This is a genomic window from Flavobacterium alkalisoli (assembly GCF_008000935.1).
In the GTDB taxonomy this organism is placed as follows: Bacteria; Bacteroidota; Bacteroidia; order Flavobacteriales; family Flavobacteriaceae; genus Flavobacterium; species Flavobacterium alkalisoli.
Genome location: NZ_CP042831.1, coordinates 3153973 through 3168104 on the forward strand (window position 1 = coordinate 3153973; position 14132 = coordinate 3168104).

Below are 14132 nucleotides of genomic sequence, written 5' to 3' on the forward strand. Positions count from 1 at the left end.
AGAATGGAACAAATTAAGAACGGTAATGAACTTACCAAAAGTTTAGATATAGTTAATGAAAATATATCTCGTTTAAAAGAACTTTTCCCTGAGGTAGTGACCGAGGGAAAAATTGATTTTAAAGTGCTACAGGATATATTAGGTAATGAAATTGAAGAAGGGGAAGAATACTACCGTTTTACTTGGGCAGGTAAAGCACAGGCTCGAAGAGAAGCTCATAAACCAAGTACAGGTACTTTAAGGCCAGCTAAAGAAGAAAGTGTAGATTGGGATACTACTCAAAATCTCTATATAGAAGGTGATAACTTAGAAGTTCTAAAGCTACTACAAAAAAGTTATGCTGGTAAAGTTAAAATGATATATATAGACCCACCTTACAATACTGGTAAAGACTTTGTATATAAAGATAATTATAAAGATAATCTGAAAAACTATCAGCAAGTAACAGGTCAAGTTGATGATGTCGGTAATAAGCTTACAACCAATTCCGAAAATGACGGCCGCTATCATTCTAACTGGCTCAACATGATGTATCCAAGGTTGCTATTGGCAAGAAATATCTTGAAAGAAGATGGTGTTATATTTATAAGTATTGATGAGATTGAGAACAGTAAATTGAGAATCATTTGCGATGAGATATTTGGTGAATCTAATCACATTGCTGATTTTGTCTGGCAAAATAAAAAAGGTGGAGGAAATGATGCCAAATATGTAGCTGTCGAGCATGAGTATGTTATAATGTATTGTAAAAATGAAACAGCTCTTCATGACTTATTTGAGCCATATAAGCCAGAATATTTAAAAAGATATAAAGAGGAAGATGAAAAAGGTAAATATTTCTGGGACACATTTAAAAGAAAATCTGGAAAACAATTCTATTCGATTACTTGTCCAGACGGTTCCATTTTGGAGTTTGATGATTTAGGTAATAGAATTAGTTGGTTAAGAAGTGAAGAAAGATTTTTACAGGATTTAAGTGAGGGTGAAGTAAGATTTGTTCAAAACAAAGGAGTTTGGAATGTACATTTTAAACAGAGATTACCCAAGGGTAAAAAACCTAGAACTATTTTTTTACGAAACTCTATCTGGTCGGAATTGGGAACTAATAGTGACGGGAGTAATAGCATAAAGAAATTATTTGGGAAGGAAGTTTTTTCACATCCTAAACCCCTTGGGTTGATAAAAGAATTGTTAGGCTTTTCACTTCAAACTGGGGATATAGTTCTTGATTTTTTTTCTGGTTCAGCGACTACTTTTCAAGCGGGTATAGAGTTTATGTTAGAACAAGGTTTAAACTTAAAATTTATATGCATTCAATTACCAGAAGATATTGATTCAAAATCAGAAGAAGGAAAAAATGCCATTTCATTAGGTTATAAGAAAATTACTGATATTGCAAAAGATAGAATAAAAAAAGTCTATTTAAGTAATCAAGATTATAAAACAGTACATTCAGGCTTTAAAGTATTGAAATTAGATAGCAGTAATATTAAAGGCTGGGATGGTAACCCTGAAAATCTCGAACAAAACCTTTTTGATTCACAGGATAATATAAAAACTGACCGTACAGAAGAAGATGTTTTGTTTGAGATTCTTCTTAAATATGGTCTTGACCTTACCTTACCTATTGAAGAAAATTTGATTGAAGGTAAAAATGTATTTAGTGTTGGCTATGGAGCATTATTTATTTGTCTTGCTGATAACATAACCAATAAAGTAGCCGAAGGTATTGGTAAATGGAAAGAAGAATTGAACCCCGAAGTTTGCAGGGTAATATTTAAAGATTCTGGTTTTACCGATGTAGAGAAAACCAATGCAGTACAAACCTTAAAACGCTTTGGTATTAACGAAATCAAAAGTATATAATGAAAATACAATTTGACAGTTCGTTAAACTACCAGCAGGATGCTATTGAGGCTATTGTTGATATATTTAGCGGTCAGGAAAAATGCGATTCAAATTTTACAGTATATTCTCCTGAATTTCTGGCTAAGCAAAAGAGCATGGAGTTTACCGAAATAGGATATGGTAACCGCTTGCTATTAACAGAGGGACAAATAATAGAGAATGTACAACGTATACAATTATCTAATGGACTAAAACCTTCAACAAGGAGCGATATAGACAGGAACCATCTTGATTTTACTGTAGAGATGGAAACGGGTACTGGTAAAACTTATGTTTACTTACGTACCATTTTGGAAATGTATGTAAAGTATGGCTTTTCCAAGCACATTATTGTTGTACCATCTATTCCTATAAAAGAAGGGGTTTACAAGTCATTACAGATTACAAAAGAGCATTTAAAAGAACTGTATGATAATGTTAATTACAACTTTTTCATTTATGATTCCAGTAAATTAAATGAGGTCCGTGATTTTGCAACTAATGACCGACTTGAAATAATGGTTATTAACATTGATGCTTTTGCTAAAAGTTTTGATAATCCCGACGATGAAAAAAAGGCAGCCAATATTATTCACAGGTATAATGATTCATTAGGTTACAAACCATTGGATTTGATTAAAAATACCAATCCCGTAGTAATTATCGATGAACCGCAAACAACTATTAGTACAAACACGAGAAAAAAGGCTATTAAAAACCTTAATCCGTTAGCCACTATTAAATATTCCGCTACGCACCGTAAAGATGAAAAAATCAATATGATGTACAAGCTGGATGCTGTAGATGCTTATGAAAAGAAGCTGGTAAAACAAATAGAGGTGGGTTCTGTTCAAACAGAGGGTATAAATAACAATGCTTATATCCGTTTAGTAGAGGTAAAAGTTTCTAAAGGTTTTCCTATTGCTAAAGTAGAGCTGGATATTTTTAAAAATGGCAGTATTTCAAGAAAGACACTACAGGTAAAACAAAACTACGACCTTGAGCAAATTACTGACAGGACAGAATATGAAGGATATATTATAAAAGATATACATGCTGTTGCTGGTAATGAGTATATTGATTTTACCAGTAAAGATGAAATATTACGATTGGGTGAAGCAATAGGTAATGTTGATGATAAGCAGATAAAAACTGCATTAATTCGTAAAACAATTGAAGAACACTTAAATAAGGAAATTGTACTTAATCCTCAAGGAATAAAGGTGCTTTCTCTGTTTTTCATTGATAATGTGAATAAATACAGGCAGTATGATGAAGATGGAAATGAAAGCAATGGTGAATATGCCGAAATATTTGAAAGAGAATATAAAAAGCTAATAACTAAACCCAAGTATGTAAGTTTATTTGGCGAAATAACCGATGATGATATAGATGCTTCTCAAGTGCATAATGGTTATTTTTCGATTGATAAAAAAGCTAAGGCCTCAAATAAAAAAGATAAATACGAATACTTTAAAGATACTAAAGGGAATACTAATGCTGATGAAGACACTTATAATCTCATTATGCGTGATAAAGAGTTACTTTTGAGTTTCGATTCCAATTTACGTTTTATTTTTTCCCATTCTGCCCTTAAAGAAGGATGGGATAATCCAAATGTATTCCAGATATGTACTTTAAAAGATGCTGGGGGCTCTGAGATAAGACGAAGACAGGAAATAGGTCGTGGATTACGTTTATGTGTTAACCAGCAGGGAGAGCGTGTTTATGGACATGACATTAATACGCTTACAGTAATGGCCTCTGAGACATATGTAGAGTTTGTTGATAATTTACAAAAAGAGATTGAAGCTGAAACAGGTATCAAATTCGGTATTCTGGAAACACATAGCTTTAGTAATATTGTAGTTGAAATCAATGAAGAACATATTCTTTATCTCGGACAACAAAAATCAGAAGAGCTATTTAATCACTTTATTAATCATGGCTATATAGATATAAAAGGTAAAGTACAGGATAAATTAAAAATTGACTTAAAGGCTGAAAATGTTGATATTCCAGAAGAGTTCAAAGAAAAAGAACATATTTTTAATCAAATATTAAACACCTTAAAAGAAACGACTGGTAAACTTGAAATTAAAAATCAAGCTGACAAAAAGAAAGTTGCTGTTAATAAAAGAGTTCTTGATAGTCCTGAGTTTAGAGAACTATGGGAAAAAGTGAAGTTTAAAACTACATTTTCTGTAAACTTTGATTCTGAGACTTTAGTAAAGGAATGTATTAATGCCATAAATGACCGTTTAAAAATTGCCAGAGGTAAACTTATTTATACCAAGGCAGCAATTACTATTAATGCAGGTGGTGTCGATGGAGTTGTAAGTCCAAACAGTGAAACAGTTAGTATAAATGATGAAGTTGAAAGGTTACCTGATATTGTAAGTTATCTTCAAAATGAAACTCAGCTTACCAGAAAATCAATTGTCCAGATATTGACAGGCTGTGATAAGCTAGATTATTTTAAAAGTAATCCTCAAAAATTCATTGAGGGATGTATTGATATCATTAACGAACAAATGAACCTGCATATAATTGATGGTATCAGTTATAAAAAAATTGGAGATACGGAATATTATAGTCAGGAACTTTTTGAAAACAAAGAGCTATTTGGCTATTTAAAGAGTAATTTGAAAGAGAGTTCAAAATCTCCTTACAACTATGTAGTTTATGATTCTAATGTAGAGTCTGATTTAACTAAAGAGTTTGAAAATAGTGAAAATATTTCTGTATACGCTAAATTACCCGAATGGTTTAAAATTGAAACACCACTAGGGACCTATAATCCAGACTGGGCAATTATGTGGAAAGACCAAGATGAAGAAAAGCTATTCTTTGTTGTTGAGTCTAAAGGAAGTACAGGCTTATTTGATTTAAGACCAAAAGAAGCTGGTAAGATAAAATGCGGAAAACGTCATTTTGATGCTATTGGTAGTAAAATGATTGTTGCAACCAATATGACTGATGTTGAAGATTATGCATTGAATAAATAATATTATGGAAAAAAGCATTAAAAGTTGTGTAGTCACTGATTTAGATGATACTATTTGGGATTGGTTAACCATGTGGTACAATTCTTTCCATCCTTATTATACTACAATTCAAAAGGATTTTAATATTCCCGAAAATGAATTAAAAGCTGATTTTAAAAAATTACATCAAAAGTATAATACAACAGAGGTGTCTTTTGCATTTGAAGAACTTAATACTTTAAATGCTTTAAATAAAGCAAAAATCACAGCTAAAGAAGGAGGCAAAAAGAGCATCTTACATCAGTATAACTCTGATAAGAAGTTAAACTTAAAGTTATATGATGGTGTTTTAGAATCATTAGAATTATTAAAATCTAAAGGAGTCTTGATAATTGGCTTTACTGAGTCGAATGCATTTTTTACAAAATATAGAATTAAACATTTAGGGTTAGATGGCTTATTTGATTGCATTTATACTCCTTTAGATACAGGTGTTCCACAAAGTGTTGGAAAAGTTTATAGTGAAGAATACTGGGAGCCTCAAAAGACAGAAATAAGATATTTATCTAAAACAGTAAAAAAACCTAATAGTGAAATTTTAGGAATCATTTTAAGAGACTTTAAAGTTCCTTTTAATCAAGCAATTTACATTGGGGATAAAATCGATAGAGATGTTAGAATGGCTATCGATGCAGGAATTACAAGCGTATATGCAAAATATGGTAGTGAAATAGAAGATGAGAAATATACTTTATTAAGAGAAGTTACACATTGGACACAAGAGGATGTTCAAAGAGAAATTGAAAATCATGAGAAGCATAAAAATGATGTAATTACCCCTGATTACACCTTAAACACATCTTTTTCTGAGCTTTTTAATTTTTTTGCATTTGAAGCATACAGATATAAGTTAGATAGAAACTTATTACCACAAGTAATTAATGCTTGGAGTGATATCGTTAAAGTGCAACAACACTTTAATGATATCGCACTCAGGATTAGAAATTTGACTTTAACGGCTTTTACTTTTATTGTGGCCACGCTTGGATACATAATCAAAGAAAATATTTTTATCAAATTATTCTCTTTAAATTTAAATGCTCTTACGATTATTAGTCCTATTGGAATTTTAATAATATGGTGCTTTTATTTTATGGATAAATTTTGGTATCATAAATATTTAATTGGAGCATCAATTCAGGCTTCAACGATAGAGAATAAATGGTATACTGTATTTCCAGAATTAGGACTTAGTAATTCTATTTCCAGACAAAGTAATTATAAGTTCTATCTTTTTCCTTTTTTAAAAAATAGTTCTTTTAAAACATTTTTAAGTATTAATTTAAATTCCAGTAGAAGATTTTATTCCTTTTATTTTCCTTTGATATTTGTTTTTTTAATCTTTTTTATTTCATCATTCTTTTTTAAGTCAAATTTTTCAGAAGAAAAAGTGATGAAAAATAAAATAGAACGTTTACTTGAAGATAATATACACTTAGAGCAAGAGGGAATTAAACAGAAAAAACTATGCGATAGTTTAAAAGTAGAAAATAGTTCACTTATAAAAAAGCTCGAAGAACATAAAACAGACTAATAATATTCCTGGATAATTATAATTTTTATTGTGCATTAAATTCCAGGATATTACATTCGCTTCATCGTTGTAACAAACCTTAAACGGTCGTTTGTGATTTGTTACAACCTAAAAAGAAGCATTATGAAAAATTACATCGCGTATTATAGGGTGAGTCGAAAGGAACAAGGTTTAAGCGGACTGGGCTTAGCAGCACAAAAAAGTGCCGTAGAAAAATATGTGAAATCTCAGGATGGGGCTGTCTTGGAAGACTTCACGGAAGTTGAAACGGGAACCAATAAACGCGAACGTGTAGAAATAAAAAAAGCTATTCAGTTGGCCAAGGATAAAAAGGCTGTGTTAGTCATTGCTAAACTAGACCGTTTGGCCCGTAATGTTAGCTTTGTTTCAAACCTTATGGATTCTGGAATCGAATTTTTAGCAGTTGATATGCCTTCTGCTAATAATTTTACTATACATATTTTTAGTGCGTTGGCAGAGCAAGAAGCAAAGTTAATTAGTTCAAGGACTAAGCAATCTTTAGCCGAGTTGAAGAAAAAAGGAATAAAGCTTGGCAATCCAAGTAATCTTACTCAAGAAGCACGCTGTAAAGGTATAGAAACCATTAAGAAGAATGCTTTGAATAATGATAGAAACAGACAAGCCAAATCTATAGTTCAAAGCTGTAAGGAAAAAGGAATGACTTTTCGCCAGATTGCTGAATATCTTAACGAGCTCAACTTCAAAACAAGATATGGAAAACAATTTTTATCCACTACAGTTCACCGCCTTTACAAATCATCAATATAATATTTATGTTAGCTATATATTGTAGAATATCGAAGAAGAAAGAAGAGGGAGTTGATACTTCAATTGCTACTCAACAACGACAAGGAGCTGAATTTGCAGCTAAAAACGGTTTAACATTTAAATATTATGTAGATAAAGGTATAAGTGGTCAAAAAGGTGTTGATGATAGGGATGCATTAGATGAAATGTTTAAAGATATTGAAGCTAAAAAAATTACATCTGTATGGGTTATTGACCAATCAAGGTTTGAACGCAGTGAAACATTATGGTTTGACTTTCAAACATTAGTAGTAAAGTACAAAATTGCTTTTTATACTGGTAATATTCGTTTCGACCTTGAGGATGAAGATATGAGGGTAATGACAAATATAATGTCTGTTATGAATGCCAGCTTTGCCCGAAGGACAAGCAAAAAAGTAAAAGATAGTTTTATTCAAAGAATTACTCAAAAAAAAGCTATTGGCCTTACCGCCTACGGTTATAAGAAAGGTGAAGATGGAAAATTAGTTATAGATGAGGAAGAAAGTATTATTGTAAAAAGAATTTTTAAGCTTTCTTTAGAAGGAAATGGAGCGTATACTATAGCTAATATTTTAAATAGAGAAAATATTCCAACTCGTTATAATAAGTATAACGGTCAAATAACAAAAGTTGATAAATATACTAAAGAAGAAACTACATTTGATAAAAGTTCAATAAAATGGCGCGGGAATGTAATTTCTGGTATTATTCAGAACAAGATTTATAAAGGAGTTAGAGTATTTAATCATGGTAAAGAAAATCAAATTACAATAGATTCACCTATAATAATTGAACCTGAATTTTATGATAAAGTAATTGAAAATCTTTCTTCAAACAAGAAGAAGGTTGGTAAAAGAGAAGAATACAAATATTTGCTTAATGGATTGATTACTTGTGAGAATTGTGGAAAGAAAATGCGTGGAAAAAAGCGTGAAAAAGGTAAAGATTCAGCATATAAATGTGGAGGAGGGATGAATTGTAGAGGTATGAATATTGAAAAACTTGAAACTTTTGTTATAAAACATTTATTTCAGTCTAAAACACTTAAGGAGTTATTAAATAGCTCAAGACCTGTTTCTGAATCAAGAATAGATGGGGTCAAATTAAAATTGGCTAATTCGCAGGAAGAATTACAAAAGATAAATAAACGTATTGAACGTATGCTTTTAGTAGCTGATGAAGTTGAAGATGATGAGACTTTTGTATTTCAATTTAAAAAAGCAAAAGAGAAAAAAACTATACTTAATAGTAAAGTAAAAAAACTTAAAGAAGAAATAAGTGAAATGGAATCTAACTTTTCACTAACACATTTTAATAATATAGTTGAAGGATTTGAAATCAATCAAGGTTTTGATACGGTTAAAGCGTCAATTCATAGTTTGATTGAGAGTATTAAAGTAGGACATTTTAAACAAGAAAAAGGAGGTTATTTTATCTTGATGTTGGAGTATAAGCATTTTGGGGATATATCCCTTTTTACTACTAATCACCAATTAATGAAATGGTTTTGGGCTCAGCATCATAGAGAAGGATTTACAAATAAAGAGGAAGAATATCAAGATAAAGAACTTTATGAATATTTGAATAAAGAAGAAGTTCCTGCTGATTTTTCTGGTTATGAATCAGTTTCTATTATGGCAGGACATCAAGTGAATCTTTCTAAAGACGAGCTAGTTAAATTTAATTAACATACCGCATTAATTACCCTTATCAACATGTTTTTACGCTGGATGGTTAGAAATGATAATGCGGGTGTTGATTTAGGTATTTGGAAAAACATTTCCCCATCTCATCTCTCCTGCCCTCTTGATGTGCATTCCGGAAATGTAGCACGTAAACTTGGTTTATTGAACAGAAAACAAAATGATGCAAAAGCTCTGTTGGAGCTGGATACACAATTAAGACTGTTAGATTCAACTGACCCGGTTAAATATGACTTCGCTCTTTTTGGATTAGGTGTATTTGAAGGATTTTAAATTTTCACAATGAAAAAAGGACTTTTATTTACAGGTATTTTTTTAGGTACTATTTTCTTTTTACTCATTGTATGTAGGGTACTGGGAATAATAAATCTATATAATGTACCTACTAGTGGTAATGAGCCTACAATAAAATTAGGAGATACTTTCTTCGCTACGAGTCTGAAAAAAGCAGAAGTCGGAGATTTTATTATTTATAAATGTGAGTATGGTTCCTGCTTTTTTAGACTTGTAGGAGTAGAAAATGATACTCTTGAAATTAGGGATGGCGTTTTATTTCGTAATGGGATAAATTTCGATAAGGACTATAATCTTCAGCATAATTACTTAATTGATATTGAAGAAATAAAAAAGCTTCCTGAAAATGAAAAAGATTATTTTTCACAAAAAGCCTATCCTGCTTTACTTAATAATAAATACTTAATTACTAGCGCTGAAGATCGTATTATGTACAAAGCAAAATTTCCTTTTAAAAGAAAGCTAGATAGTATCCCCGACAAATTTATCGTTGAGACTTTTGGAAAGAACTGGAATAAAGATAATTTTGGTCCTATAATCATCCCTGTCAATAAATTATTTGTTATGGGTGATAACAGAGATAATGCTATGGATTCTAGGTATATCGGATTAATTGATAAAAGAGATATCAAAGCAACTATAATCGATTAATTTCTCATTTTTTTTTACAACAAATCTTACAAGAAAAAATATACCTACTGCAAAAAGCAGGAGCAATAGTATACAAAATAATTGCCACATACCTATACCAAAAGAAAAGTTACTTATCCTTGTTTCCATTTACTCTTCAAATTTTAAAATTTGCTGATATAAATCAAAGCTCTCATCATCAAAACAAACAAATATAACCTTATCAATTGATTCGTGATTCTTTAAAAAGTATTTTACACTTGCTATAGCTAATGAGGCAGCCTTATCTTTCGGAAAACGATAAATTCCGGTACTTATGTTTGGAAAAGCAATAGTCTTTACATGATTATCTATGGCCAACTGCAAACTGTTTATATAACAATTTTGAAGTAGTTGCTCTTCTTTCTTTTTTCCTCCATTCCATACCGGGCCGACGGTGTGTATAACAAATTTAGCGGGTAGCTTTCCTGCTGTAGTAATTACAGCCTCTCCTGTTTTACAATTCCCCTGTTTATTTCTAATAGCAACACAGGCATCCAGTATTTCTTTCCCTCCTGCTCTATGTATGGCGCCATCAACACCTCCACCTCCTAAAAGAGATGTATTAGCTGCATTAACTATGGCATCTGCCTCAATTTTGGTAATATCCCCTTTTATCAGTTCTATTTTACCATCATTATATCTTACCATAGTACATAGCTTTAACAATACCGTCTGAAAGACCTATTTTAGGAACATAAATATTACGTGCACCACTCCATCTCATAGCATTAAGGTAAATACGGGTAGCATAAATAATCACATCAGCACGGTCAGGGTTTAGTCCTAGTTCAGAAATACGCTGCTCATAAGTAAGCGTATTTAAAAACTGGTACTGAGAATTTATATAGAAATAGGATAATGGTAAGTCCTGTTTTTTACCTGATAGTTTAAACAATTTATTTATGTTACCTCCGGAACCTATAAGCGTAATGGTTTCATAAGGCTCGGTAACGGTCTTTATCCATTTTTCAATCTCAACCCAAACCAGTTCGTTAACCATATTGTTTAGTAAACGTACGGTACCGTTCTTAAACGATTTTGAAGCAACAATTTTTCCGTTATCAAACAATGAAAACTCTGTACTACCACCACCTACATCAACAAAAAGATAGGTTTGGTCGGGTTTTATAAAAGCATGTAAATCGGTTGAAGCAATAATAGCAGCTTCCTTTTTACCATCTATAATATCAATTTTAATTCCTGCTTCCTGTTCAATAAGATCGGCTACTTCTTTTCCGTTAAAAGCCTCTCTCATAGCAGAAGTAGCGCATGCCATATAACGTTCTACTTTATGCACCTTCATTAGTAGCTTGTAGGCCTTCATAGCGTCAATCATTCGCTCTATACTCTCATCTGCAATCTCACCAACTGTAAAGGCATCCTGCCCCAAACGGATAGGAACACGTACTAATGAACTTTTATTAAATTGTGTAGGTTTCCCTTCCTGCTCCACAATATTACACACTAATAGCCTCATGGCATTAGATCCAATATCGATAGCAGCATATTTTTTTATGTTAATCATTCTCTTCAGTTACTAAGGTCTTTCATTTACAACCTCAGAATCTAATTATAATTGTTCGTAAATCACTTCAAGCATATCCCTATAATAGTTATATGTTTCAAGTTGTGCCCTGAATACTTTTTCATGAGGGCGTTTTCTGTATTTATTCTCAAGATTTTCTGAATGAAGCCTTGCCTTTACATTACCTTTCCACCCTATTTCAAAAGTATCTATAAGCTCCTGTTTTATATCGGCATCATAGATAGGACACGTTACCTCTACCCTCTCATCCAAGTTACGTGTCATAAAATCAGCAGATGATATAAATACCTCAGGATCGCCACTATTACCAAATATATAAACCCTTGAGTGTTCAAGATAATTGTCAACAATACTAATTGCCTCAATATTCTCGCTCATATCTTCCTCTCCCGGAATAAGACAGCATATACCTCTTATTATAAGCTGAACCTTTACACCTTCCCTGCTTGCTTCATACAGCTTATCAATCATTTTATAATCTGTAAGACTGTTCATCTTAAGTTTAATGTAAGCTTCTTTTCCTGCTATAGCATTAAGTATTTCCCTGTCTATCAGTTTATAAAACTTAGACCTTGTATAATGGGGCGAAACAAACAAATGTTTGTACCTGTGTACCCTGTAATTTACGTCAAAAAAGTCGAATATTTTGTTTACGTCCTTTAATATTTGCTGATGACAAGTAAACAAAGTTACATCGGTATAAATTTTAGCGGTAGACTCGTTAAAGTTACCCGTAGATATAAATCCGTAGCGTTTAAATTTACCTTTTTCAATCCTCTCGATAACACATATTTTGCTGTGTACTTTTAATCCTTTTACACCAAAAATAAGGTTGATACCTTCCCTTTGCATCTGTTCAGAATAAGAGATATTACTCGCCTCATCAAAGCGTGCCTGAAGTTCTATCTGAACCGTTACTTTCTTACCGTTTTTAGCAGCATTGATAAGGGAACTCACAATCTGCGAATTCTTAGCCAGCCTATATAATGTTATCTTAATAGAAACAACCTTAGGATCTAACGCTGCTTCCCTTAAAAACTTAATAACATAAGAATAGGATTGATATGGAGCGTTTAACAAATAATCCTTTTGTTTAATCTTTTGCAGTATACTTCCTTCCAGGCTAAGCCCAGGTATAGGTAAAGGAGTGTTTTGCTTGTACAGTAAATCATACCTGCCAAGGTTAGGGAAACTCATATAATCTCTCCTGTTATGGTAACGCCCACCCGGAATAATACTATCGGTAGCATCGATACCCATTCTGGTAAGGAAAAAGTTTAATGTATCTTTTTCAATGGATTGATCGTATACAAATCGAACAGGCTCTCCAATCCTTCTTTCCTTAACACCTTTGGATATTTTCTCCATAAGACTTTTGCTCTGATCACTATCAATCTCGAGCTGAGCATCTCTGGTGATTTTAATCATGTGAGCCGAAATGCTTTCATAATTAAAGATATTGAAAATACTATACAGGTTGTAGCGAATTACATCGTCTAAGAGAATGATATACTGTTTTTCGTTATTAGAAGGCAATACCACAAAACGGTTAATGGTTTTAGGCATTTCAACAACAGCGTAACGTACTTCGGGTTCTAAATTAACAGGCTCTCCTTCAGTAATTTTCTTTTCCTTTGGCGGTATTACAAGTTTAACCGCAAGATATCCTGCCGCATCTTTAAGAAGCGGAAACTCATCTAGATCATTAAGTATAATGGTAACCAGCTCAGGACTTACCTTCTGTATAAAAAAGTCCTTTATAAAGTTTTGCTGTTCTTTAGATACTTCTGTTTCGTTTATGATATAAATGTTTTCCTGCTGAAGTTCCTGCTCTATAACACTTAATATCCTTAAACTTTCAGACTGCTGTTCAATAACAATCTCGGTAATATCCTTAAGCAGTTGCTGTGCAGATATACCTCCAAGTATCTTTTCGCCGGTTTGCCCTGCAAGACTCAAACGTCTTACAGCAGCGTACCGAACCCTGAAAAATTCGTCTAAATTATTTGAAAATATTCCTAAAAATCTAAGCCTGTCTAATAAAGGGACTTTTTCGTCTGCAGCTTCCTGCAGTACCCTCGCATTAAATGCAAGCCAGCTTTTTTCCCTATCAATATACCGGTTCACCGGTGTGTGGTGGTGGATCATACTTTTTTAATTCGCTTGGAAAAACGGTTTGTTCTATTGTACCTTTTTCGATAACGTTCCAATCATCTGTATTAAATGACATTGAAACAAATCCCGAAGTAGGCACATTATCTATGGTAATGTTCCCAAAGATATTAACAAAATTAGTAATCGCCTCGTTATGTCCAAAAAGAATTAGGTTATCATATTTGTTATCACAACTTTTTATGATTTTCTCAAGCTTTCTTACCTCAAAAGTATAAAGGTCGTCGTTAAAGATTATGTTATCTATGGGGATAGAAAGGCTTTCTGCAAAAATGTAGGCTGTATTTTTAGCCCTTTGTGCTGAGCTTGACCAAACGAGGAAAGTTTTAGGTAAATATCCGGAAACTTTATTAGCTACCAGATGAGCATCGTTAATTCCGCGTTTAGATAACGGCCTGTCCTTGTCTATTAGAGGGGCATCCCAGCTAGATTTAGCATGACGGATTAATATCAAGTTTTTCATGAGC

10 protein-coding genes and 1 pseudogene are annotated in these 14132 nt (G+C 32.4%); 7 read left to right on the forward strand and 4 right to left on the reverse strand.

Translation table 11 applies throughout. From position 1 onward, the window contains the following. Positions 1 to 3 precede the first annotated feature (3 nt). From FUA48_RS14290 to lepB, 7 genes and pseudogenes are all read left to right on the forward strand, one after another. Positions 4 to 1866 (forward strand): site-specific DNA-methyltransferase, encoded by a 1863-nt coding sequence (locus FUA48_RS14290; RefSeq protein ID WP_147584157.1) that lies wholly within the window; start codon positions 4 to 6, stop codon positions 1864 to 1866. Continuing rightward, positions 1866 to 4895 carry a type III restriction-modification system endonuclease gene (locus FUA48_RS14295; RefSeq protein ID WP_147584158.1) on the forward strand — a complete coding sequence of 1010 codons (3030 nt, stop codon included), beginning with the start codon at positions 1866 to 1868 and terminating at the stop codon, positions 4893 to 4895. Before FUA48_RS14290 ends, FUA48_RS14295 begins: the two co-directional genes overlap by 1 nt. A 4-nt stretch (positions 4896 to 4899) precedes the next feature. Further along, on the forward strand, positions 4900 to 6468 hold the full coding sequence (locus FUA48_RS14300; protein WP_147584159.1) for an HAD family hydrolase: 1569 nt from the start codon (positions 4900 to 4902) through the stop codon (positions 6466 to 6468). Between the two features lie 123 nt (positions 6469 to 6591). After that, positions 6592 to 7257, forward strand: coding sequence for a recombinase family protein (locus FUA48_RS14305; RefSeq protein ID WP_147584160.1), 666 nt, complete (start codon positions 6592 to 6594; stop codon positions 7255 to 7257). 5 nt (positions 7258 to 7262) lie between these two features. After that, on the forward strand, positions 7263 to 8966 hold the full coding sequence (locus FUA48_RS14310; protein WP_147584161.1) for a recombinase family protein: 1704 nt from the start codon (positions 7263 to 7265) through the stop codon (positions 8964 to 8966). Between the two features lie 21 nt (positions 8967 to 8987). Next, a pseudogene (locus FUA48_RS14315) lies at positions 8988 to 9254 on the forward strand (DUF2400 family protein); the annotation flags it as partial. A 9-nt stretch (positions 9255 to 9263) separates the two neighbouring features. Then, entirely contained in the window at positions 9264 to 9926 is a 663-nt protein-coding gene (gene lepB / locus FUA48_RS14320) for a signal peptidase I (RefSeq protein ID WP_147584162.1), read from the forward strand. A 129-nt stretch (positions 9927 to 10055) separates the two neighbouring features. On the opposite strand, the gene FUA48_RS14325 is transcribed toward lepB, so the two are convergent. Genes FUA48_RS14325 through FUA48_RS14340 form a run of 4 tightly spaced genes read right to left on the reverse strand, consistent with a single transcriptional unit; the run spans position 10056 to position 14128 of the window. Then, positions 10056 to 10595, reverse strand: a complete 540-nt coding sequence (locus FUA48_RS14325) for an O-acetyl-ADP-ribose deacetylase (protein WP_147584163.1) — start codon at positions 10593 to 10595, stop codon at positions 10056 to 10058. Continuing rightward, positions 10582 to 11472, reverse strand: coding sequence for a Ppx/GppA phosphatase family protein (locus tag FUA48_RS14330; protein WP_147584164.1), 891 nt, complete (start codon positions 11470 to 11472; stop codon positions 10582 to 10584). The genes FUA48_RS14325 and FUA48_RS14330 overlap by 14 nt, the downstream gene beginning before the upstream one ends. A 45-nt stretch (positions 11473 to 11517) precedes the next feature. Continuing rightward, on the reverse strand, positions 11518 to 13641 hold the full coding sequence (gene ppk1 / locus FUA48_RS14335; RefSeq protein WP_147584165.1) for a polyphosphate kinase 1: 2124 nt from the start codon (positions 13639 to 13641) through the stop codon (positions 11518 to 11520). Further along, positions 13604 to 14128, reverse strand: a complete 525-nt coding sequence (locus tag FUA48_RS14340; protein ID WP_129749741.1) for a SixA phosphatase family protein — start codon at positions 14126 to 14128, stop codon at positions 13604 to 13606. Before FUA48_RS14340 ends, ppk1 begins: the two co-directional genes overlap by 38 nt. Positions 14129 to 14132: the final 4 nt, after the last annotated feature.

Excerpts from the sequence above, each read along its gene's own strand:
- FUA48_RS14290 (WP_147584157.1), top strand. The coding sequence starts at position 4 with ATGGAACAAATTAAGAACGGTAATGAACTTACCAAAAGTTTAGATATA.
- FUA48_RS14295 (WP_147584158.1), top strand. The coding sequence starts at position 1,866 with ATGAAAATACAATTTGACAGTTCGTTAAACTACCAGCAGGATGCTATT.
- FUA48_RS14300 (WP_147584159.1), top strand. The coding sequence starts at position 4,900 with ATGGAAAAAAGCATTAAAAGTTGTGTAGTCACTGATTTAGATGATACT.
- FUA48_RS14305 (WP_147584160.1), top strand. The coding sequence starts at position 6,592 with ATGAAAAATTACATCGCGTATTATAGGGTGAGTCGAAAGGAACAAGGT.
- FUA48_RS14310 (WP_147584161.1), top strand. The coding sequence starts at position 7,263 with ATGTTAGCTATATATTGTAGAATATCGAAGAAGAAAGAAGAGGGAGTT.
- lepB (WP_147584162.1), top strand. The coding sequence starts at position 9,264 with ATGAAAAAAGGACTTTTATTTACAGGTATTTTTTTAGGTACTATTTTC.
- FUA48_RS14325 (WP_147584163.1), bottom strand. The coding sequence starts at position 10,595 with ATGGTAAGATATAATGATGGTAAAATAGAACTGATAAAAGGGGATATT.
- FUA48_RS14330 (WP_147584164.1), bottom strand. The coding sequence starts at position 11,472 with ATGATTAACATAAAAAAATATGCTGCTATCGATATTGGATCTAATGCC.
- ppk1 (WP_147584165.1), bottom strand. The coding sequence starts at position 13,641 with ATGATCCACCACCACACACCGGTGAACCGGTATATTGATAGGGAAAAA.
- FUA48_RS14340 (WP_129749741.1), bottom strand. The coding sequence starts at position 14,128 with ATGAAAAACTTGATATTAATCCGTCATGCTAAATCTAGCTGGGATGCC.